Genomic DNA, 25,170 nt, shown 5'->3' with positions numbered 1-25,170 from the left:
AGCGCGACGACGTCGCCCCTGCCCACGCCGGCGGCCCGCAGCTCGTCGCGGGTGGCCTCGGCGGCGGCCCACAGGCGGCGCAACCCGACGCGGCGCTCGCCGTCGAGCACCGCGTCGGTGTCCTCCGGCGGCGCGGCGGAGACCTGGCGGGCGATCTTGTCCAGTACGGTCGCCGGCGTCACGGCGCGCTCGGTGGCGTTGGCCAGCTCGATGGCCGCCCGGTCCTGGTAGCACCAGACGGGCAGGTCCGCGAGCGGCGTGTCGGGCTGCTCCGCGAGCGTGACGAGCAGCTCGTCGAAGCGGGCCAGCAGCAGCTCCACGTCCGCCCGGTCCAGGACGTCCACGCAGAACGCGGTCCTGATCCTGATCGCCTCGGGGGTGGAGGTGACGAAGAACTCCAGGTCGAACTTGCTGAAGCCGTTCTCGATCACCACCTGCCCGGCCCGCAGCCCGCCCAGCATGAACTCGGCGGACAAGTCGGCGGGCACGTAGTTGAAGGTGTGCCGGAAGAGGTTGTTGCGCCAGCCGTCGCGCGGGACGATCTCCAGCAGGTCGTCCACCGGGTGGTCGGCGTGCGACATGGCCTCCATGAACGTGCGGCGGGTCAGCCGCGTGTACGTGCGGAAGTTGTTCGCCCATTGCACGCGGGTGCGCAGGGTGAGCACGTTGATGTGGTAGCCGAGCCGGGTGGCTGCCTCGGGCGTCCGCACGCTGATGGGCGAGCCGATGGTGAGGTCGGGGCCGGCGCCGTGGGCGGCGAGCAGCACGCCGTACGCGGCCATGAGGACGACCGACTCCGGCGCCCGCAGCTCCCGCTGCATCCGCCGCGCCGCGTCGCGCGCGGCGGGGGACAGCTCCCAGTTGACCACGTCGCCCAGGAGGGTGACCTGCGAGGCCTCCGGCTGCTCGCACCACAGGTCCAGCTCGTCGGCGCGGAAGCCGTCCAGCTTGTCGTGCCAGAACTCCCGGCTGCGCGGGTCGGCGGCCGGCTCCTCCCAGGCCGGTACGGTGTCGCGCGGCGGCGACTCGCCCGCCGCGAGGGCGTTGTAGGTCGCGGCGAGCTCGTTCATCAGCAGCGCGGACGACAGCCCGTCGAAGATCGAGTGGTGGATCGCCAGGCAGTAGACCTCGCCCGCCTCCTCCTCCAGGACGGCGGCGCGCACCAGGAGCTCGCCGTCCGGCCGGAACGGCCGGGCCACGAACTCCGTCAGCCACTCGCGCGTGGCGCCCCGGCCGCCCTCCTCGAAACGCAGCTCGGCGTACTCGGGCGGCAGGACCTCCCGCGTCATGCCCTCGGCCTCGATCCCGAAGACCGTGCGCAGGATCTCGTGCCGGCGCAGGACGTGGTTGATCGCGTCCAGCATGAGGGTGCGGCTCGGCAGCCTCGCCACGCTGAACGCCACGCCCAGGTTGTTCACCCCGGTACCGGGGACCAGCTCTTCCAGCATCCACAGCGCCTGCTCCTTGCGCGAGGCGCGCTGACCCAGCATCTGCTCCATGATCATCTCTCCAGCAGCTTGGTGACGGCCCTGGCGACCTCGTCCGAGGTGAGCAGCACGTCGTGGCCCTCCTCGAACCTGAGCTCCTCGGCCACGACGGTGCGACCGGAGTCACGCAGCCGGTTCAGGCCGTTCCTCGGGTTGGACGAGCTCACCGCGATGGCGCGCAGCCACCCCTCCCAGGGGTCCAGGTGGTCGGCGTAGGTGAGGAAGGCCAGGAAGGCGCTGAACGTCTCCCACATCTCCTCGGAGTACTCCGGGTCGAACCCGGCCCTTTCGAACGCGCGGTGCCCGACCTCGCGGAAGGTGGCGTACAACTGGGCGGCGTAGCCCTCGACCGTGATCCCCTCGACCTGGAGCGTCGTGTCCATGGTCTCCCGGAGCTGGGCGACGTCCTCCTCGTTCAGGATCGAGGAGAGGATGCCGAAGACCTTGCCGAACTGGAAGTAGACGTTCTCCAGGCTCGTGGGCTCCGGGTCGAAGAGGATCAGCTCGGGCGTCGAGCCCTGCAGCTCGGCCAGCCGGTCGACGAGCTCGGTCGCGTAGACGGCGCCCACGCAGTAGCCCATGACCGCGTGGACCTTCCTGCCGCTCTCCTTGATGGGCTCCACCCAGGAACGGACATAGGCGGCACCGTCGATCCCGCAACCGGGCGCCACGGCGGGCGGGCGCACGTGCCAGAAGGTCGCGTCATAGTCAATGTTCGCCACCAGCTCGGGGAAGCCCGCCTCCGCGCGGCCGGTCTCCGTGAAGTCGACGCAGAGGACGAGGTCCGCCGAATTGGATGCTTTGAGCGTCGTCCAAGTGGTTACCAGGGTCATGATCATTCCTTTGATCGGAGTTCTGCCTAGGAACTCCCGCCTTCAAGGGCGAGCTGAATCAGGAGGTCGGCGTCCATGCTGTCGATCTCCTCGGTCCTGCCGTTCGTCTCTCCGTCCTCCTCCGGGCCGGCTAGGCGGAACAGGCTGTCCAGCAGCCCGGCCTCACGTAGCCGTGAGATCGGGATGGTCGTCAGGAGCTGACGTACCTCGGCGTCGCTCCGGACCGCGGCGGGCCCGGCCGTCCTGGCCGCGGCGGCCGGGAAGAGCTGCTCCAGTACGAATCGCGTCAGGTCGTGGGGAGTCGGGTAGTCGAAGATGAGCGTGGCCGGGAGCTGCAGTCCGGTGGCCGAGTTGAGCTGGTTGCGGAGTTCGACCGCGGTCAGGGAGTCGAAGCCGAGATCCTGGAACTGGCGCCCCGGCTCGATCGCCGACCCCTCGGTGAACCCGAGCACCGCCGCGACCTGGCCTCTGACGAGTTCCGACAGGGTGTCCTGCAGCTGGTCCGGCTCCATCGTGGCCAGCCGTTCCGCCAGTCCCTGGGCCGGGCGGACACGGCGTGGCCGGGTACGGGTCCCGGCCTTGGTGAACTTCGCGGGGACCAGTGCGGCGCGGCCGGAGCGGACGCCGACGTCGAAGAGTTCCAATCCCTCCTCAGTGGTCAGGGGCTGCACGCCCGCGCGTTCCATGCGGCGCAGGTCGGTCTCCGTCAGCTCGCCCGCCATGCCGCTGGTCGTCCAGAGGCCCCAGGCGAGGGAGGTCGCCGGGAGACCCTGGGCTCTGCGGTGGTGCGCCAGGGCGTCCAGGTATGCGTTGGCGGCGGCGTAGTTGCCCTGGCCCGCGCTGCCCAGGACGCCGGCCAGCGAGGAGAACAGCACGAACGCGGTCAGGTCGAGCCCTCGCGTGAGCTCGTGCAGGTGCCAGGCGGCGTCGGCCTTGGGCCGCAGCACCGCGTCCAGCCGCTCGCCCGACAGAGACGTGATCACGCCGTCGTCCAGCACGCCGGCCGTGTGCACCACCCCGGTCAGCGAGTCCGCCACCGAGGCCACCACCCCGAACAGCGCCTCGCGGTCGGCCACGTCGCAGGCCGCCACCTCCACCTCGGCACCGAGTTCCGAGAGCTCGGCGACCAGCTCGGCCGCGCCCGGCGCCTCCGGGCCGCGACGGCTGACCAGCAGCAGGCGTCTGACCTCGTGCTCGGTGACCAGGTGCCGGGCCACCAGCGCGCCCAGCCCGCCTGTGCCACCGGTGACCAGCACCGTGCCCTCCGGGCCGAACACCGGGCCCTGATCCGCCAGATCCGTGGCCCGGCCCAGACGTGGCGCCCATAGCTCGTCCGCCCGCACCGCGAGTTGGGACTCGCCCGACGCCAGCGCCCGGCCGATCACGTCTTCAGGTGTGTCGCCGTCCAGGTCCAGCAGGACGAACCGGTCCGGCTGCTCGGCCTGCGCGGCCCGTACCAGGCCCCACACCGCCGCCTGCGCCGCATCCGGTACGTCGTCCGCGGTCGCGGCCACCGCGCCGTGGGTGACGACGACCAGCCGGGACGAGGTCAGGCGGTCGTCGGCGAGCCATTCCTGGACCAGCTCCAGCGTCGCGTGGGTCGTGGCGTGCACGTTCTGGCCGGCGGCCGGGCACGCGACCAGGACGGCCTCCACCGGCTGAATCGAGGCCAGGTCGGGGTACGTCTGGGCGCCGGTGCCGAAGTCGTCGGGACCCAGCACGGCCCAATGAGGTGCATGCGAGCCGGACGCGGGCGGGATCGCGATCCAGTCGAGCTGGTGCAGCGAGCTTCGGTTCTCGGTGGTGGACAGGGCACGCAGGGCCAGGGTGCCGATCTCGGCCACCGGCGCGCCGCTCTTGTCGGCGATGCTCAACGTGATGCTCGCCTCGCCAGTCGCGCTCACCTTGACGCGCAGGCCGCTCGCGCCGGCCGCGTGCAGCGACACCTCGCTCCAGGCGAACGGGAGATACGGGCGTCCTGCCTCCGGTCGTGGCACCACGTCACCCAGCGCGGCCGCGTGCAGGGAGGCGTCCAGCAAGGCCGGGTGCAAACCGAACCGGCCCGCCTCGGCGTGCGCCTGCTCCGGCAGGGTGATCTCGGCGAACACCGTGCTTCCTTGCCGCCAGGCCGCAGTCAGTCCCTGGAACAGCGGCCCGTACTCCAACCCATCCGCTGCCAGGTCGTCGTACAGCTGCTCGACGTCAACCGGAGCAGCCCCGGCCGGAGGCCATTGAGCCAGGTCGAACACCGGCTCCTCGGCCTGGTCGGCGAGCAGGCCTTGGGCGTGCTGCACCCACTCCGCAGCCTGGTTGCTGCGGGAATGGATGCTTATGGGGCGGGCGCCTGACTCGTCGCATGGTCCGGCGACCAGCTGGATGTGCACGCCGCCCTCGGCAGGCACCAGCAACGGCGCCTGGATGGTCAGCTCCCGCAGCTGCGGGCAGTCCAGCTCATGCCCGGCCCGTACCGCCAGCTCCACCAGCGCCGCACCCGGCACCACCACCCGGCCGTTGACCTGGTGATCGGCCAGCCAGGGCTGTGAGGTGAGGGACAGGCGGCCGGTGAAGATGACCGACGCGCCGCCGGCCACCTCGGTCATCGCACTCCACATCGGATGCTCGATGGCTCCCAGCCCGGCGGCGTCCACATCGCCGGACTCCAGACTGGCCGGCACCCAGTACCGCTGGTGCTGGAAGGCATAGGTGGGTAGATCGACGTGCCTGGCCGGGGCCAGCACCGCCCTCCAGTCCACGGCAATGCCGTGGGTGTGCAACCGGCCGAGCGCCTCCACCAGCGCGCGGACCTCATCCCGGTCCTTGCGGGTGGCAGGGATGAACACCCCGTCGGCGATGCTCTGCTGAGCCAGCCCCGTCAGAACCCCGTCCGGGCCGACCTCCAGGAAGCAACCGGCCTCCGCAGCCGCCACCCCGTCGGCGAACCGCACCGCCTGCCGCACATGCTCCACCCAATAGCTCGGGCTGGTCAGCTGCCCCGGCTCGGCCAGCCGGCCGGTGAGGTTGGAAACGATCGCAAGAGTGGGCTCGTGGTAGGTCAGACCCGTGATGGCCTCCTCGAAGGAAGCCAGCATCGGCTCCATCAGCGGCGAGTGGAAGGCGTGGGAGACCCGCAACCTGCGCGTCCGAACGCTGACCCGCTCCTCGATCTCAGCGATTTTTTGGGCGTCTCCGGAGATCACCACCGCTGCCGGACCATTGACCGCCGCGATCCCGACCCGGCCCTCCAGCAGCGGCAGAACCTCCGCCTCGGGTGCCGCAATCGCGAGCATCGCGCCACCGGTCGGCAGAGCCTGCATCAACCGCGCCCGAGCCGCCACCAAGGCGCACGCATCGGCCAGCGAGAAGACCCCGGCCACATGCGCAGCGGCGATCTCCCCAATCGAATGCCCGACCAGCACATCAGCGCGGACTCCGAAGGATTCCAGCAGCCGATAAAGCGCGACCTCGAAGGCGAACAGCGCCGGCTGGGTCATGCCGGTCTCGTTCAACTCTCCATCGGGGTCGTCGAACATCACCTCACGGACCGGCAGGAACTGGTTGATCTCCTCCAGCGCCTCAGCGAACACCGGGAACACCTCAGCGAGCTCGCGGCCCATCCCGACCCGCTGACTGCCCTGACCGGCGAACAACAACGCCAGCCTGCCCCCAGCCACCACCTCCGAAGAACCCTCAGCCAGCGCCCGCAACCCCGCCAGCAACTCGTCACGATCAGCGCCCACCACGACCGCACGCTGCTCCAACACGGCCCGCCCCGTGGCCAACGACCACGCGGCATCGGCCGTCTTCAGCTCCGGCCGTTCCTCCAGCCACGACGCCAGTCGAGACGCCTGAGCCTGAAGCGCCTCGCGACTCCTCGCGGAGATCAGCCACGGCACCACCCGTGGCTCCGCGCCACTGGTCTCGATTGTCGGCGCGGGAGGCTCCTCCAGCACGACATGAGCGTTCGTACCGCTGATCCCGAACGAAGAGATTGCCGCACGACGGGCATGCCCGTTCTGCTCCCACGGCTGCGCGTCGGTGAGCAGCCGCACCGCGCCTGCCGTCCAGTCCACGTGCGGCGATGGCTCGTCCGCATGCAAGGTCTGCGGCAGAACCCCGTTCCGCATGGCCATGACCATCTTGATCACGCCACCCACACCAGCCGCAGCCTGCGTGTGACCGATGTTCGACTTCAGTGAACCGAGCCACAGCGGCTGGTCCCGCTCCTGGCCGTAGGTCGCGAGGAGCGCCTGGGCCTCGATCGGGTCGCCGAGCTTGGTGCCCGTGCCGTGCGCCTCGACCACGTCCACGTCCCCGGCCGACAGACCGGCGTTGGCCAGCGCCTGCCGGATCACCCGCTGCTGGGAAGGACCGTTCGGAGCCGTGATCCCGTTGCTCGCACCGTCCTGGTTGATCGCCGAACCCTTGAGCACCGCCAGCACCTGATGACCATTTCGCTGAGCGTCCGACAGCCGCTCCACCAGCAGCACACCGACACCCTCACCCCAACCAGTCCCATCCGCCGAGGCCGAGAACGCCTTGCACCGCCCATCCGCCGCCAGCCCCCGCTGCCGCGAAAACTCGATGAACATCCCCGGCGTCGACATCACCGTCACACCACCGGCCAGCGCCAGATCACACTCCCCCGACCGCAACGCCTGCGCAGCCCAATGCAACGCCACCAACGACGACGAACACGCCGTGTCAACCGTGACCGCCGGGCCCTCCAGCCCCAACGTGTAGGAGACCCGACCCGACACCAAACTCCCGCCGCTGCTGTTCGCCGGAGTCCCCAACCCGTAGTCGTGGTACATGACCCCGGCGAACACACCCGTACGGCTGCCACGCAACCCCGTCGGATCGATCCCCGCCCGCTCAACCGCCTCCCACGACGTTTCGAGCAGCAGCCGCTGCTGCGGATCCATCGCCAACGCCTCACGCGGCGAAATCCCGAAAAACACAGGGTCGAACTCGGCGGCGTCGTACAGGAACCCGCCCAAACGCGTGTAAGTCTTGCCCGGCGTGCCGGGCTCCGGCCCGTACACCCCTTCCACGTCCCAGCCGCGATCGGTCGGGAAGTCTCCGATCGCGTCCCGGGCCTGCGCCACCAGCTCCCAGAGGCCCTCCGGCGAGGTCACGCCACCCGGGTACCGGCACGCCATGCCGACGATCGCGATCGGCTCGTCCGTCGCCGTCGTGGTGGCCGCCACGGCCTGCGAGGTCTGCCCGCCGACCAGCTCACCCGCCAGGAACTCCGCCACCGCCTCGGCGGTCGGGTAGTCGAAGATGAGGGTGGCCGGGAGCTGAAGTCCGGTGGCCGCGTTGAGCTGGTTGCGGAACTCGACCGCGGTCAGCGAGTCGAAGCCGAGGTCCTGGAACTGGCGTTGCCGGTCGATGGCCGACCCGTCGGCGAACCCGAGTACCGTGGCCGCGCTGCCGCGGACCAGGTCTGTCAGCATCGCTCGGCGTCCGGCCGGGTCCAGCGCGGTCAGACGCTGGGCGAGGCCGTTGGCGCTGCCGGCACGACGCACCGGGGTGCGCCCGCTGGTCCGGGTTTGTACGAACCGTGCGGGGATCAGCAGCGCCTGCCCGGACGACACAGCGGTGTCGAAGAGTGCGAGCCCGTCGTCGATGGACAGCGGCTTCACGCCCGCGCGTTCCATGCGGCGCAGGTCGGATTCCTTGAGCTCGCCCGCCATACCGTCGGTGGCCCAGACGCCCCAGGCCAGCGAGGTGGCCGGGAGACCCTGCGCTCTGCGGTTGTGTGCCAGCGCGTCAAGGTATGCGTTGGCCGCACCGTAGTTGCCTTGGCCCGCGCTGCCCAGAACCCCGGCAACCGAGGAGAACAGCACGAAGGCGGTCAGATCAAGATCCTGCGTGAGCTCGTGCAGATGCCGGGCCGCATCGGCCTTTGGCCGCAGGACGGCGTCGATGCGCTCCGGCGTGAGGGAGGCGATGACACCGTCAGCCAGAACACCTGCCGTGTGGACGACACCCGTCAGCGGGTGCTCGGCGGGAATCGAGGTGATCAGGTGGGCGAGGGCGTCTCGGTCGCCGACGTCGCAGGCGGCCACCGACACGTTCGCGCCGTGCTCGGCCAGCTCGACCACGAGTGCGGCGGCACCGGGCGCCTCCAGGCCCCGGCGGCTGACCAGCAGCAGGTTCCTGACGTCGTGTGCCACCACCAGGTGCCGGGCCACCAACGCGCCCAACCCGCCGGTGCCACCGGTGACCAGCACGGTCCCCTCGGACCCGAACAGCGGCCCGCTGAGCTGCTCCGGCCCCGAACCCGGGCCTGCTGCCCGCTTGAGGCGCGGGGTCAGCAGTTGACCGGCTCGGACGGCCAGTTGGGCCTCGCCCGTGGCCAGGACCTGGTCGATCGTCTCCGCGCGCAGCGGCTCCGCGTCCAGGTCCAGCAGCGTGAACCGGCCGGGCTGCTCGGCCTGCGCGGCCCGTACCAGGCCCCACACCGCCGCCTGGGCCGGCTCCGGCACATCGTCCGGACCGGCCGCCACCGCGTCACGCGTGACGACGACCAGCCGGGACGAGGCCAGGCGGTCGTCAGCGAGCCACTCCTGGACCAGCTCCAGCGTCGCGTGGGTCGTGGCGTGCACGTTCTGGCCGGCGGCCGGGCACGCGACCAGGACCGTCTCCACCGGCTGAATCGAGGCCAGATCCGACCGGGTCTCGGTCCCCGTGCCCAGGTCATCGGACCCGAGCACGACCCACTGGTGCGCCTCTTGCGCGGGAGCGGCTGGGACCACCTCCCAGTCGAGCTGGTGCAGCAAGCCCTGGGTCTCGGACGCGCTGAGTTCGGTGGCGGACAGAGCGCGCAAGGTGAGCGCGTCGACCTCGGCCACCGGTGTGCCGGTGTCGTCGGCGATGCTCAACGTGATGATGGCCGCTCCAGCCGCGCTCACCTTGACGCGCAGGCCGCTCGCACCGGCCGCATGCAGCGACACCCCGCTCCAGGCGAACGGCAGATACGGCCGCCCGGCTTCCGGTTTCGGCACCACGTCACCCAACGCGGCAGCGTGCAGGGACGCGTCCAGCAGAGCCGGGTGCAAACCGAACCGGCCCGCCTCGGCATGCGCCTGCTCCGGCAGCGTGATCTCGGCGAACACCGTGCTTCCCTGCTGCCAGGCGGCGGTCAAGCCTTGGAAGAGCGGCCCGTACTCCAGTCCGCTCGCGGCCAGGTCGTCGTACAGCTGCTCGACGTCAATCGCAGCCGCCCCGGCCGGAGGCCATTGAGCCAGGTCGAACACCGGCTCCTCGGCCTGGTCGGCGAGCAGGCCTTGCGCATGCTGCGTCCACTCCCCCGCCTGGTTGCTGCGGGAATGGATGCTCACCGGACGGGCGCCTGTCTCATCGGATGGTCCGGCGACCAGCTGGATGTGCACGCCGCCCTCGGTGGGCACCAGCAACGGCGCCTGGATGGTCAGCTCCCGCAGCTGCGGGCAGTCCAGCTCATGCCCGGCCCGCACCGCCAGCTCCACCAGCGCCGCACCCGGCACCACCACCCGGCCGTTGACCTGGTGATCGGCCAGCCAGGGCTGCGTTGCCAGCGACAACCGACCTGTGAAGGTGTGAGTGTCGGAGTCCGGCGCCGAGATGGCGGCACGGAGTACGGGGTGATCGATGGCACCCAGCCCGGCGGCGTCCACATCACCGGCGTCCTGTGCGGCAGGAACCCAGTACCGCTCCCGCTGGAAGGCGTAGGTGGGCAGGTCTACGTGCCTGGCCGGGGTCAGTACGGCCGTCCAGTCCACGGCGATCCCCTGGGTGTGCAACCGGCCAAGCGCCTCCACCAAGGAGCGGGCCTCGTCGCGGTCCTTGCGGGTGGCGGGGATGAACACCCCGTCGGCGATGCTCTGCTGAGCCAGCCCGGTCAGCACTCCATCCGGGCCGACTTCCAGGAAGCAACCGGCCTCTGCAGCCGCTACTCCGTCGGCGAACCGCACCGCCTGCCGCACGTGCTCCACCCAATAGCTCGGGGTGGTCAGCTGCCCCGGCTCGGCCAACCGGCCCGTGAGGTTGGAAACGATCGCAAGAGTGGGCTCGTGGTAGGTCAGACCCGTGATGGCCTCCTCAAAGGAAGCCAGCATCGGCTCCATCAACGGGGAGTGGAAAGCATGGGAGACCCGCAGCCTGCGCGTCCGAACGCTGACCCGCTCCTCGATCTCAGCGATCTTTTGGGCGTCTCCGGAGACCACCACCGCTGCCGGGCCGTTGACCGCCGCAATCCCGACCCGGTCCCCCAGCATCGGGAGAACCTCCGCCTCGGGCGCGGCGATCGCGAGCATCGCGCCGCCGGTCGGGAGAGCCTGCATCAGCCGGGCTCGGGCCGCCACCAGGGCGCATGCGTCGGCCAGCGAGAAGACTCCGGCCACATGGGCGGCGGCGATCTCGCCGATCGAGTGACCGACCAGCACATCAGCGCGGATGCCGAAGGATTCCAGCAGCCGATACAGCGCGACCTCGAAGGCGAACAGCGCTGGCTGGGTCATGCCGGTCTCGTTCAACACCCCGTCGGGGTCGTTGAACATGACCTCGCGGATCGGCAGGAGCTGGTTGATCTCCTCCAGGGTTTCGGCGAACACCGGGAACGCCTCAGCGAGCTGCTGGCCCATGCCGACCCGCTGACTGCCTTGACCGGCGAACAGCAACGCCAGCCTGCCTCCAGCCCCCACCTCCGGGGAACCCTCGGCCAGCGCCCGCAACCCGGCCAGCAGCTCGTCACGGTCAGCGCCCACCACAACCGCACGCCGCTCCAACACGGCCCGCCCCGTGGCCAACGACCAAGCAGCGTCCGATACCGAGAGCGACGGCCGCGCCGACAGCCACGACTCCAGTTGAGCCGCCTGAGCCTGAAGCGCCTGCGCGTCCTTGGCCGACACCAGCCACGGCACCACCGGCAACTCCGCGCCACCGGTCTCGGTTGCCGAAGCGGGAGGCTCTTCCAGCACGACGTGGGCGTTCGTGCCGCTGATCCCGAACGAGGAGACCGCCGCACGACGGGCGTGCCCGTTCTCCTGCCACGGCTGCGCCTCGGTCAGCAGCTCAACGGCCCCGGCCGACCAGTCCACGTGCGGCGACGGCTCATCCACGTGCAGCGTCTGCGGCAGAACCCCGTTCCGCATCGCCATGACCATCTTGATCACGCCCGCGACGCCCGCTGCGGCCTGCGCGTGGCCGATGTTCGACTTGATCGACCCCAGCCAGAGCGGCTGGTCCCGCTCCTGGCCGTAGGTCGCGAGGAGCGCCTGGGCCTCGATCGGGTCACCCAGAGCGGTCCCGGTGCCATGCGCCTCGACCACGTCCACGTCCCCGGTCGACAGCCCGGCGTTCGCCAGCGCCTGGCGGATCACCCGCTGCTGCGAGGGACCGTTCGGCGCGGTCAGGCCGTTACTGGCCCCGTCCTGGTTGATCGCCGAGCCCTTGACGACCGCCAGCACCTGGTGACCGTTGCGCCGGGCGTCCGACAGCCGCTCCACCAGCAGCATGCCGACACCCTCACCCCAGCCCGTGCCATCAGCGGCGGCCGAGAACGCCTTGCAGCGCCCGTCCGGGGACAGGCCGCGTTGCCGGGAGAACTCGATGAAGGTGCTCGGCGTGGCCATCACGGTGACGCCGCCGGCCAGCGCCAGGTCGCATTCGCCCGATCGCAGCGCCTGAACCGCCAGGTGGAGCGCCACCAGGGAGGACGAGCATGCCGTGTCCACGGTCACGGCCGGACCTTCCAGGCCCAGGGTGTAGCTCACCCGGCCGGAGGCGATGCTTCCGGAGCTGCCGGTGCCGATGAGCCCTTCCAGCTCGCCGGGCACGGCCGAGAGCTGGGGCGCGTAGTCGTGGTACATGACCCCGGCGAACACACCCGTCCGACTGCCACGCAGCCCGTGAGGATCGATCCCCGCCCGCTCAACCGCCTCCCACGACGTCTCCAGCAACAACCGCTGCTGCGGATCCATCGCCAACGCCTCACGCGGCGAAATCCCGAAAAACCCCGAATCAAACTCCGCCGCGTCATACAAGAACCCGCCATGCCGCGCATACGACGTCCCACGGCTGTCCGGGTCCGGGTCGTACAGCTTCTCGAGGTCCCAGCCGCGATCGGCGGGGAACTCCCCCACCGCGTCCCGACCCGAGAACACCAACTCCCACAAACCCTCCGGCGAAACCACACCCCCCGGATACCGACACGCCATCCCCACGATCGCGATCGGCTCATCCACCACCGCAGCAGCCGCCACCACGGCCTGCGAGGTCTGCCCACCCCCCAACTCACTCGCCAGGAACTCCGCCACCGCCTCAGCCGTCGGGAAATCGAACACCAACGTCGCCGGCAACCGCAGCCCGGTGGCGGCGTTGAGCTGGTTGCGGAACTCGACGGCAGTCAGCGAGTCGAAGCCCAGCTCCTGGAACCGTTTGGTCGGCTCCACCGCGTCGCCGCTCTGGAACCCGAGCGCCGTGGCCACCTGGCTACGGACCAGCTGCAGGAGATCGGCCGGGTTCGCGCTGGTGGCGGTCGTGCTGGTACGGCGGGCAGGCACGCGGACCAGCCCGTGAAGGAGCGCCGGCAGCGTGCCCGCCTGCGCCTGGGCCTGCAGCGCCGGCATGCTCAGCGCGGCCGGGACCAGGTCGGCGCGGTCGCCGTTGACCGCGACGTCGAACAGAGCCAGCCCGTCGGCGATGGGCAGGGGTGTGATGCCGCCGCGTTCGAGGCGGCGCAGGTCGGACTCGTCCAGCTCGCCCGCCATGCCGCCGGTGGCCCACAGACCCCAGGCCAGCGAGGTCGCCGGAAGGCCCTGCGCTCTGCGCCGCTGAGCCAGGGCGTCCAGGTACGTGTTCGCGGCGGCGTAGTTGCCCTGGCCCGCGCTGCCCAGCACCCCGGACAAAGAGGAGAACAGCACGAAAGCGGTCAGATCAAGATCCTGCGTGAGCTCGTGCAGGTGCCAGGCCGCGTCGGCCTTGGGTCGCAGGACGGCGTCGATGCGCTCCGGCGTGAGGGAACCGATGACACCGTCATCCAGAACACCAGCCGTGTGGACGACACTCGTCAGCGGGCGGTCAGCGGGGATGGAGGCGATCAGGCCGGCGAGAGCGTCACGGTCCGCCACGTCGCAGGCGGCCACATCCACCTCGGCGCCCAGGTCGGAGAGCTCGGCCACCAGCTCGGCCGCGCCCGGCGCCTCCAGGCCGCGACGGCTGACCAGCAGCAGGCGCCTGACCTCGTGCGCCACCACCAGATGCCGGGCCACCAACGCGCCCAACCCGCCGGTGCCACCGGTGACCAGCACGGTCCCCTCGGACCCGAACTGCTCTGGTCCCGAAACCGGCCCTGCTGCCCGCTTGAGGCGCGGGGTCAGCAGCCGGCCGGCCCGTACCGCCACCTGGGGCTCACCGGTGGCCAGCGCCTGGGTGACCGGCTCCGTCGAGTCGTCGTCCACGTCCAGGAGCAGGAACCGGTCCGGCTGCTCGGCCTGCGCGGCGCGTACCAGGCCCCACACCGCCGCCTGCGCCGGGTCCGGCACGTCGTCCGGAGTCGCCGCGACCGCGCCGTGCGTGACGACCACCAGGCGCGCGGGCGTCTCCTGCACCGCCGCCAGCGCGGCATGGGTGGCGTGCCTGATCGCCTCCGGAGTTCCCGCCTCGGTCACGGGTACGTCGAAGATCTCGTACTGGAGGTCGTTCTGCGCGGTACGGCCACCGGCCGGCACCCAGTCGACCTGGAACAGGCTGTTGGGACCGGTCGTCCGCTGGTCGGCGGAGCTCGGGCGCAGCGTGAGCGAGCCGACCTCCATGACGGGCACGCCGGCGGCGTCCGCCATGGTCAGCGCGACCACACCGGGCCCGGCCGTGGGCGCGATCCTGACCCGTAGCAGCGTCGCGCCGTCGGCGTGCAGCGCCACCTGGCTCCAGGCGAAGGGGATGTACGGCCGTCCCGGTTCGGCCTGCGGCAGCAGCCCGGACATGGGGATGGCGTGCAGGGAGGCATCGAGCAGCGCCGGGTGCAGGCCGAACCGCCGGGTCTCGGTGTGCTCCGGCAGCGCGATCTCGGCGTAGACGGCGTCGTCGCCCTTCCAGACGGCCCTGAGGCATTGGAAGGCGCCGCCGTACTCCATGCCGGTCGCGGCGAGGTCTTCATAGACGCTGCCCACGTCGAGGGACTGCGCGCCGGGCGGCGGCCACTGCGTGAGATCGAAGCCGGGGACGGCGGCGGCCGGGGCCAGCACGCCCTGGGCGTTCTGGCTCCAGTCCGTGGCGTCCTCGGCCCTCGAGTAGATCGTCACCGGCCGGCGTCCCGACTCGTCGGCGGCTCCGACCACCACCTGGAGATGGAGGGTGCCCCGCTCGGGCAGGACCATCGGGGTCTGGTGGGTGAGCTCGTCGAGCACCGGGCAACCGGCCTCGTCCCCGGCCCGTACCGCCAGCTCCACCTGCGCCGAGCCTGGCACGACCACCCGGCCGCCGACCACGTGGTCGGCCAGCCACGGTTGCGTGGCCGGTGACAGGCGGCCGATGAGGGTGAGGGTGTCGGTCCCCGGAGAGGGGACGGTCGCGGTCAGGAGCGGGTGCTCGACGGCCGCCAGCCCGCCGCCCGAGGCGACGTCACCGGTGGCGTATCCGGCGTCGAGCCAGTACCGCTGGCGCTGGAAGGCGTAGGTGGGCAGGTCGATGTGCCGGGCCGGGACGGAGGCGAAGTAGGCGTCCCAGTCCACGATGATGCCGTGGGTGTGCAGTCGGCCAAGCGCTTCGATCAGGACGCGGACCTCGTCCCGATCCTTGCGCGTGGCGGGGATGAACGCACCATCGGCGACGCTCTGCTGAGCCAGTCCCGTCAGCACCCCGTCCGGGCCGACCTCCAGGAAGCAGTCAGCCTCCGCAGCCGCCACTCCATCCGCGAACCGCACGGCCTGGCGCACGTGCTCCACCCAGTAGCTCGGGCTGGTCAGCTGGCCCGGCTCGGCCAGCCGGCCCGTCAGGTTGGAAACGATCGCGAGAGCGGGCTCGTGGTAGGTCAGACCGGAGATGGCCTCCTCAAAGGAAGCCAGCATCGGCTCCATCAACGGCGAGTGGAAAGCGTGCGAGACCCGCAGCCTGCGCGTCCGAACACTCACCCGCTCCTCGATCTCCGCGATCGCCTCGACGTCGCCGGAGATCACCACTGCTGCCGGGCCGTTGACCGCCGCGATTCCGACCTGGCCCGCCAACAGGGGCACAACCTCCGCCTCAGGTGCGGCGATCGCGAGCATCGCGCCGCCGGTCGGCAGGGCCTGCATCAACCGTGCTCGGGCCGCCACCAGCGCACACGCATCGGCCAGCGAGAACACCCCGGCCACGTGCGCGGCGGCGATCTCCCCGATCGAATGACCGACCAGCACATCCGCGCGGATACCGAAGGACTCCAGCAGCCGATACAGCGCGACCTCGAAGGCGAAAAGTGCGGGCTGGGTCATGCCGGTCTCGTTCAACACGCCATCGGGGTCGTTGAACATGACCTCGCGGATCGGCAGGAGTCGGTCGATCTCCTCCAGCGCCTCGGCGAACACCGGGAACACCTCGGCCAACTGCCGGCCCATACCGACCCGCTGGCTCCCCTGACCGGCGAACAGCAACGCCAGCCTGCCCCCAGTCACCACCTCCGAAGAACCCTCAGCCAGCGCCCGCAACCCCGCCAGCAGCTCGTCACGATCAGCGCCCACCACAACCGCACGCCGCTCCAGCACCGCTCTCGTGGAGACAAGCGCCTTACCGACCCCGGCAAGCGATACATCATCCCCAGACGCCCAGTCCGCGAGCCTGCCCGCCTGCTCCCGTAGCGCTGCGGGGTCGTTGGCCGAGATGAGCCAGGGCACGGCGGGCATCGACGGGTCGTCCTCGCCGACGGGCTCGACGGCGGCCGGGCCCTGCTCGACGATCACGTGCGCGTTGGTGCCGCTGACGCCGAAGGACGAGACTCCGGCCCGGCGCGGGCGGTCCTGGAGGTCCCACGGGCGGTCCGAGGTCAGCAGTTCGACCGCCCCCGCCGACCAGTCCACGTGCGGCGACGGCTCGTCCACGTGCAGGGTCCGGGGCATGAGGCCATGCCGCATCGCCATGACCATCTTGATCACGCCACCCACCCCGGCGGCGGCCTGCGTGTGGCCGATGTTCGACTTCAGCGACCCCAGCCACAACGGCCGGTCCCGCTCCTGCCCATAGGTCGCGATGATGGCCTGCGCCTCGATCGGGTCGCCCAGCGTCGTACCTGTGCCGTGGGCCTCGACCACGTCCACGTCCGAGGTCGTCAGACCGGCGTTGGCCAGGGCCTGGCGGATCACGCGCTCCTGGGAGGGGCCGTTCGGGGCGGTCAGGCCGTTGCTGGCGCCGTCCTGGTTGATCGCGGTGCCCCGGACGAGGGCGAGGATCTGGTGGCCGTTGCGCTGGGCGTCCGACAGCCGCTCCACCAGCAGCATGCCCGCGCCCTCGGCCCAGCCGGTGCCGTCGGCGGAGGCGGAGAACGCCTTGCACCGGCCGTCCGCGGCGAGCCCGCGCTGACGGGAGAACTCGATGAAGACGTTGGGCGTGGCCATCACGGTCACCCCGCCGGCCAGGGCGAGATCGCACTCGCCGGACCGCAGGGACTGCGCCGCCAGGTGCAGCGCCACCAGCGACGACGAGCACGCCGTGTCCACCGTCACGGCCGGGCCTTCCAGCCCGAACGTGTAGGCGACCCGGCCCGAGGCGATGCTGCCCGCGCTGCCGTTGAGCACGAACCCCTCGAACCCTTCGGGCGCCTGCGGCAGGCGCGTGCCGTAGTCGTGGTACATCACGCCCGCGAACACGCCGGTACGGCTCCCGCGCATCGCCTTGGGGCTGATCCCGGCCCGCTCGATCGCCTCCCACGAGGTTTCGAGGAGCAGCCGCTGCTGCGGGTCCATCGCGGTGGCCTCGCGCGGCGAGATCCCGAAGAGCGCCGGGTCGAAGAGGTCGGCGTCGTGCAGGAACCCGCCCTCTCGGGCGTAGCTGGTGCCCGCGTGGGCGGGGTCGGGGTCGTACAGCCGTTCCAGGTCCCAGCCCCGGTTGCCGGGGAAGGTGGTGATCGCGTCGGCGCCCTGGGTGAGGAGCCGCCAGAGGTCCTCGGGCGAGACCACGTCGCCGGGGTAGCGGCAGGCCATGCCGACGATCGCGATGGGCTCGTCGGCGGTCCCGGTCTGGGCGGCCACCTGGTCGGCCCGCGAGGATCCGGTGAGCTCGGCGCGCAGGTGCTCGGCGAGCTCGTCGGGGGTGGGGAAGTTGAACAGGAGCGTGGCGGGCAGCCGCAGCCCGGTGGCGGCGTTGAGCCGGTTACGCAGCTCGATGGAGCTCAGCGAGTCGAACCCGAGGTCCTTGAACGCGGTCCCGATGTCCACGGAGCCGGCGTCGGCGTGGCCGAGCACCTGCGCGACGCTCGTACGGATGAGCGACAGGAGCGCGCCCTTGTCGGCCCGCGCTCTCGCCTGCCTGGGGGCCGCGGGCTTGCGCGCCGGGGCCTTGACCAGGGAACGGAAGACGGCGGGGATCTCGTCCTGGCGGCGCAGGGCGGCCGTGTCGAGGCGGGCGAGTATCTGCACTCCCCTGTCGAGCGCGAGCCCCGCGTCGAACAGGGACATGCCCTCGGCCACGGGCAGCGGCGCGAGCCCGACCCTGTTGAGGCGGGCGACGTCGACCTGGCTCAGCGCGCCGGCCATGCCGCTGTCCGACTCCCACAGCCCCCACTGGAAGGAGGCGGCGGGCAGTCCTAGCGCCCGCCGGTGCAGGGCCAGGGCGTCCAGGTACGTGTTCGCGGCGGCGTAGTTCGCCTGGCCGGCGCTGCCGACCGTGGCCGCGACGGACGAGTACATCACGAAGAACGACAGGCCGAGGCCCTCGGTGAGCTCGTGCAGATGCCAGGCGGCGTCCGCCTTCGGGCCGAAGACGCGGTCGATCCGCTCGGGGGTCAGCGAGGTCACGGCGCCGTCGTCCACGATCCCGGCCAGGTGCACGACACCCTGCAGCGGCCGGTCCGCGGGGATGCCGGCCAGCAGGGCGGCCAGTTCGGCGCGGTCGGCGACGTCGCAGGCCGCCACGGTGACCTGCGCGCCCAGCGAGGTCAGCTCGTCCGCCAGCGCCTGGGCGCCGGGCGCCGCGGCACCGCGGCGGCCGGCCAGCAGCAGGTGCCGCACGCCGTGCCCGGTGACGAGCCGCCGCGCGGCCAGGGCCCCCAACTCGCCCGTGCCACCGGTCAGCAGCACGGTCCCGTCCACCGTCACCGACGCGGTCGCGGGCTGGGTCACGGGGACGATGCGCGGCACGCGGAGCTCACCTTGCCGCAGGGCGACCTGCGGCTCGCCGGACGCGCAGGCGCGCAGCAGCGCGGTCGCGGAGTCGGGATGGTCGTCGGTGTCGACGATGATGAACCGCCCGGCATGCTCGGACTGGGCGGACCGCATCAGGCCCCAGACGGGCGCGGTGGACAGATCCGGCACCTCGCCCTCGACCGCGCTGACCGCCCCACTGGTCACCAGCGCCAGCCTGGCCTGCGCGAACCGCTCGTCCGCGAGCCACTGCTGGACGAGCGCCAGCACCTCGTACGTCCTGATACGTCCCTCACCGGCCGGGACCCGGGCAAGCACCAGGTCCGGGACCGCCTCCACGTCACCCAGCGAGGCCAGGCCGTCGAGCTCCACCACGCGCTCGGGCTCCGGCCCGGCGGTGGCGGGCGCGGTCACCCAGTCCAGCGCGTACGGCGTGCTCCCGGGCGACAGCTCGGCCGTCACAGGCCTGACCACCAGGGAGTCCACGGTGAGGATCGGCGCGCCGGTGTCGTCCGCGACGCTCAGCGACAGCTCACCCTGGCCCTTCGCCGTCGTACGGACCCGCGCCATGGTCCCGCCCACCGCGTGCGGCGAGATGCCGGACCAGGCGAAGGGCAGGAACGGCTGCCCCGGCTCGGTACGCGGCAGGAGGTCGCCGAGCGTGATGGAGTGCAGCACCGCGTCGAGGAGGGCGGGGTGGAACCCGAACCGCTCCGCGCCCGTCAACGCCTGGTCGGGCAGCACGATCTCGGCGTAGACCGCGCCGTCGCGCTGCCAGGCGTTCACCAGACCCTGGAAGGCTTCGCCGTACTCCAGGCCCGAGACGGCCAGGTCGTCGTACAGGTGGTCGATGTCGATGGGCTGCGCCCCGGGCGGCGGCCATTGCGCGAGGTCGAAGCCGGGTTCGGCGGCGGCGGGGCCGAGCGTGCCCTGGGCGTGCCGCTGCCAGGAGTCGCCGCCTTCGGGGCGGGAGTACACGGCGATGCCACGCCGGCCGCCGTCGTCCGGTCCGTCGATGACCACCTGGAGCTGTACGGGGTGCTCGTGCGTGATCACGAGAGGAGCTTGGATGGCCAGTTCGGAGACCGCCTCGCAGTCCTCGGTCTCCGCCGCGGCCCGCAGCGCGATCTCGAGGAAACCCGTGCCGGGAAGGATCACGGTGCCGTTGACCGCGTGGTCGGCGAGCCAGGGCAGCGTGGCCAGGGACAGCCGCCCGGTGAGCGTGAGGGTGTCGGAGTCGGGGGCGGGCACGGCCGCGCTGAGCATCGGGTGCTCCACGGCGCTCAGCCCGGCGGCGGTCACGTCGCTGACCGCTCTGCCCGACTCCAGCCAGTACCGCTGGTGCTGGAAGGCGTAGGTGGGCAGATCGACCTGCCTGGCCGGGGCAAGCACCGCCCTCCAGTCCACGGCGATGCCCTGGGTGTGTAACCGGCCAAGCGCCTCAATCAGGGCACGGACCTCATCCCGGTCCCTACGAGTGGCGGGGATGAACACCCCGTCGGCGATGCTCTGCTGAGCCAGCCCGGTCAGTACTCCATCCGGGCCGACCTCCAGGAAGCAACCGGCCTCCGCAGCCGCCACCCCGTCGGCGAACCGCACCGCCTGCCGCACGTGCTCCACCCAATAGCTCGGGGTGGTCAGCTGCCCCGGCTCGGCCAGCCGACCCGTGAGGTTGGAAACGATCGCAAGAGTGGGCTCGTGGTAGGTCAACCCTGAGATGGCCTCCTCGAAGGAAGCCAACATCGGCTCCATCAACGGCGAGTGGAAAGCATGGGAGACCCGCAACCTGCGCGTCCGAACGCTCACCCGCTCCTCGATCTCCGCGATCGCCTCCGCGTCGCCGGAGATCACCACCGCTGCCGGGCCGTTGACCGCCGCAATCCCGACCCGGTCCCCCAGCATCGGGAGAACCTCCGCCTCGGGCGCGGCGATCGCGAGCATCGCGCCGCCTGTCGGGAGAGCCTGCATCAGCCGGGCTCGGGCCGCGACCAGGGCGCATGCGTCGGCCAGCGAGAACACTCCGGCCACATGGGCGGCGGCGATCTCGCCGATCGAGTGCCCGACCAGCACATCCGCGCGGATGCCGAAGGATTCCAGCAGGCGATACAGCGCGACCTCGAAGGCGAACAGCGCCGGCTGGGTCATCCCGGTCTCGTTCAACACCCCATCCGGGTCGTCGAACATCACCTCACGGATCGGCAGGAGTCGGTCGATCTCCTCCAGCGCCTCAGCGAACACCGGGAACGCCTCGGCCAACTGCCGGCCCATCCCGACCCGCTGACTGCCCTGACCGGCGAACAACAACGCCAGCCTGCCACCCGAGCCGCTTCCGGTAACCCCATCCGAGACCAGCGCCCGCAACCCGGCCAGTAACTCGTCACGGTCAGCACCGACCACGACCGCACGCTGCTCCAGCGCAGAACGCCCCGTCGCCAACGACCATGCAGCGTCCGACACCGAGAGCGACGGCCGCGCCGACACCCACGACGCCAACCGCCCGGCCTGCTCCACCAGCGCCTCGCGGCTCTTCGCCGAGAGCACCCATGGCACCACCGGCGAGCCCGCGACCTCGTCAGCAGCCGGTTCGGCCAGGTCCCCCTGCTCAAGGATCACGTGGGCGTTGGTGCCGCTCACTCCGAAGGACGAGACGGCGGCGCGACGCGGATGATCCTGAACGTCCCACGACCGAGCCTCGGTCAACAGCTCAACAGCCCCGGCCGACCAGTCCACGTGCGGCGAAGGCTCGTCCACGTGCAAGGTCCGGGGCATGAGCCCGTGCCGCATGGCCATCACCATCTTGATGACCCCGGCCACCCCGGCGGCGGCCTGCGTGTGGCCGATGTTGGACTTCAGCGACCCGAGCCACAGTGGCCGTTCCCGCTCCTGACCGTAGGTCGCGAGAAGTGCCTGCGCCTCGATCGGGTCACCCAAGCTGGTCCCGGTCCCGTGCGCCTCGACCACGTCCACATCCCCGGCCGCGAGCCCGGCATTGGCCAGCGCCTGCCGGATCACCCGCTGCTGCGAAGGACCGTTCGGCGCCGCGAGGCCGTTGCTCGCCCCGTCCTGGTTGATCGCCGACCCCTTGATGACCCCCAGCACCTGGTGCCCGTTGCGGCGGGCGTCCGACAGCCGCTCCACCAGCAGCACGCCGACACCCTCGCTCCACCCCGTGCCATCGGCGGAGGCCGAGAACGCCTTGCACCGCCCGTCCGCCGACAACCCCCGCTGCCGGGAGAACTCCACGAACGTGCCGGGCGACGCCATCACCATCGCGCCGCCCGCCAGGGCCATGTCGCACTCGCCCGTCCGGAGGGCCTGCGCGGCCAGGTGCAGCGCCACCAGCGAGGACGAGCACGCCGTGTCCACGGTCACCGCCGGGCCCTCGAACCCGAACGTGTACGACACCCGCCCGGACGCCACGCTGGCCAGCTGGCCGGTGAGGAGGTATCCCTCGACCGCGTCGGAGCCCTCGGAGCGCCGTGGCCCGTACTCCATCGGCGCGATGCCGGTGAAGACCCCGGTCTGGCTGCCGTGCAGCGTGGCCGGGTCGATGTTGGCGTGTTCGAAGACCTCCCATGAGGCCTCCAGGAGCAGCCGCTGCTGCGGGTCCATGCCCAGGGCCTCGCGCGGCGAGATGCCGAAGAAGGCCGCGTCGAAGTCGGCGGCGTCGTACAGGAAGCCGCCCTGCCGGGTGTAGGAGGTGCCCCGGTTGCCGGGGTCGGGATCGAACAGCCGGTCCAGGTCCCAGCCGCGGTCGGTGGGGAACTCGCCCACCGCGTCCCGGCCCTGCGCGACCAGCTCCCACAGGTCGTCCGGCGACAGCACGCCGCCGGGGAAGCGGCAGGCCATGCCCACGATCGCGATCGGCTCGTCGTGGCCGGCCGACCGCACCGCGGTGGCGGGCCTGGCGGAGCCGCCGAGCAGTTCGGTACGCAGGTGCTCGGTCAGCGCCTTGGGCGACGGGTAGTCGAACAGCAGCGAGCTGGGCAGTTGCAGCCCGGTGGCCGCGTTGAGCCGGTTCCTGAGCTCGACCGCGGTGAGCGAGTCGAACCCGGCGTCCTTGAACGCTCCGGTGGCGCTGATGACGTTCGGCGTCACGTGCCCGAGCACGAGGGCGGCCTGGCCGCGTACCAGGTCAAGCAGGGTGCGTTCCTGCTCGTCCGGGCTCAGCCCGCGCAGGGACTGCGCCAGCGATGCCTCGCCGGAAGCGGAGCCGGAGCCGCCGGCCGCGCGGCGCTCGACGGGCTTGCGCAGCATCCCGCGCAGCATCGCCGGTACGGGGTCCGCGACCTTGGCCAGGCTCAGCCGGGCGGGCAGCGTCGTCACGGCGCCACCCGCGAGCGCGGAGTCGAAGAGCTCCAGCGCCTCGTCGCGCGGCAGCGGGGCGACGCCGAGCCGGGCCCAGCGCGCCAGGTCGGCCGTGGCGAGCGTGCCCGCCATGCCGCCGAATTCGGCGGAGTTGTCCCACAGGCCCCAGTCCAGGGCCGTGGCGGGCAGGCCGAGCGAGTGGCGGTGGCGGGCGAGAGCGTCGAGGAAGGCGTTGGCGGCGGCGTAGTTGGCCTGGCCGGCGCTGCCGAGCGTGGCCGCGCACGACGAGAACAGCACGAACGCCGACAGCTCGCGCTCGCGGGTCAGCTCGTGCAGGAGCCAGGCGGTCTCGGCCTTGGTCCGCCACACGGTGTCGAGCCGTTCGGGGGTGAGCGCCGGGACGACGCCGTCGTCGAGCACACCGGCGATGTGCACGACGCCGGTCAGGTCGCGGCAGGAGTCGATGAGCCCGGCCAGCGCTTCGCGGTCGGTGACGTCGCAGGCGACCAGTTCGGTGTGCGCGCCGAGCTCGGCCAGCTCGGCCGCGAGCGCGACGGCCCCGGCCGCGTGCGGGTCGCGGGTGACGAGGACGAGGTTCCGTACGCCGTGCCGGGTGGCGAGGTGCCGGGTGACCGTGCGTCCCAGCGCGCCGGTGCCGCCGGTGACCAGCACGGTCCCCTCGGGATCCCAGGGCAGGTCCGCCGCCGGCCGGGCGCGCCGCGCCAGCCTCGGGACGTAGATCTTGCCGGACCTGATCGCCAGCTGGGGTTCGTCGTAGGCGAGGGCGGCGGCGACGGCGTCCTCGGCGCTGCCGTCGTCGTCGAGCAGCACGAACCGGTCCGGGTACTCCGTCTGCGCCGACCGGACCAGGCCCCACACGGCGGCGCCGGCCAGGTCGGGCACCTCGTCGGTCGCTCCCCTGGTGACGATCACCAGCCGGGCCGACGCCGGCTGCTCGCCGTCGAGCCAGTCCTGGACGGCGGAGAGCACGCGGAGCACGGCCGCGCGCGCCCGGTCCGGCCCGTCCCCTTCGTCCTCTTCGTGCCAGGGCAGGAGCACGTCGCCGGGCGCCATGGTGGCGCCGCCCGCGGCGGGTACGGGCATCCAGTCCACCTCGAACAGCCCGACGTGCTCGGTGGGCAGGTCCGCGGGACCGCGTGCCTCCAGCCAGTACCGCTGACGTTGGAAGGCGTAGGTGGGCAGGTCGACATGGAGCGCGGGGGCGGGCCCGAAGTAGGCGTTCCAGTCGACGGTGACGCCGCAGGCGTGGAGCTGTCCGAGGGCCTGGACGAAGGTGTCGATCTCGTCGCGGTCCTTGCGTACGGCGGGGACGAAGACGCCGTCCGAGAGCATCTGCTGGGCCAGCCCGGTGAGGACGCCGTCGGGCCCCACCTCCAGGAAGAGCGCGGCGTCCGCGGCGGCGATGCCGTCCGCGAAACGGACGGGCCGTCGTACGTGGTCGACCCAGTAGCGGGGGCTGGTGAGCAGGCCGGGCTCGGCGAGCCTGCCGGTGACGTTGGAGATCACCGGGATCGTGGGCTCGTGGTAGGTCAGCCCCGCGATGGCCTCCTCGAAGGGCGCCAGCATCGGCTCCATCAGCGGTGAGTGCGCGGCCTGGGAGATCCGCAGCCGCCGCTTGCGTGCCGTGACGTTCCCCGCGATCTCCTCGATGGCGGCCTCCGCGCCGGAGATGACCACCGAGGTCGGGGTGTTGACGGCCGCGATGGCGACCCGGTCCTCGTACCCGTCGAGCAGCGGCAGGACGTCGGCCTCGGACGCGGCGATGGCGAGCATCGCGCCGCCCGGGGGCAGCATGTGCATGAGCCGGGCCCGTACGGCGATCAGGGTGCAGGCGTCGGCGAGGGAGAACACCCCGGCCACGTGGGCGGCGGCGATCTCGCCGACGGAGTGCCCGACCACCACGTCCGCCCGTACGCCGAGGGATTCGAGCAGCCGGTACAGGGCGACCTCGAAGGCGAACAGCGCCGGCTGGGTCATGCCGGTCTCGTTGAGCACCCCGTCGGGGTCGCTGAACATCACCTCGCGCAGCGGGTGCGGCAGGTGGGGGTCCAGCAGCGCGCAGATCTGCTCCAGCGCCTCGTCGAAGACGGGGAAGGCGGCGGCCAGCTCGCGGCCCATGCCGAGCCGCTGGCTGCCCTGCCCGGTGAACAGCAGGGCGAGCCGGCCCGCGGGACCGCTGCCGGTCAGCACGCCGGGCGCGGCGGGGCC

3 protein-coding genes are annotated in these 25,170 nt (G+C 71.7%); all 3 read right to left on the bottom strand.

Annotation, left to right across the window (positions count from 1 at the left end; all coding sequences use genetic code 11):
- Positions 1-1,499, bottom strand: a 1,499-nt coding sequence (locus ACWDX9_RS38190) for a condensation domain-containing protein (RefSeq protein WP_449963063.1), incomplete at its 3' end; no start/stop codon positions are given.
- 2 nt (positions 1,500-1,501) lie between these two features.
- Positions 1,502-2,320 (bottom strand): hypothetical protein, encoded by an 819-nt coding sequence (locus tag ACWDX9_RS38185; protein WP_350742348.1) that lies wholly within the window; start codon positions 2,318-2,320, stop codon positions 1,502-1,504.
- A 26-nt stretch (positions 2,321-2,346) separates the two neighbouring features.
- Complete coding sequence (locus ACWDX9_RS38180; RefSeq protein WP_449963060.1) at positions 2,347-25,152, bottom strand: SDR family NAD(P)-dependent oxidoreductase; 22,806 nt, start codon at positions 25,150-25,152, stop codon at positions 2,347-2,349.
- Between the last annotated feature and the right edge of the window lie 18 nt (positions 25,153-25,170).

This window comes from Nonomuraea sp. NPDC003201 (assembly GCF_053590415.1).
The sequence above is the reverse complement of the archived record's forward strand: the minus strand, read 5'-3'. Positions and strand labels throughout refer to the sequence as shown.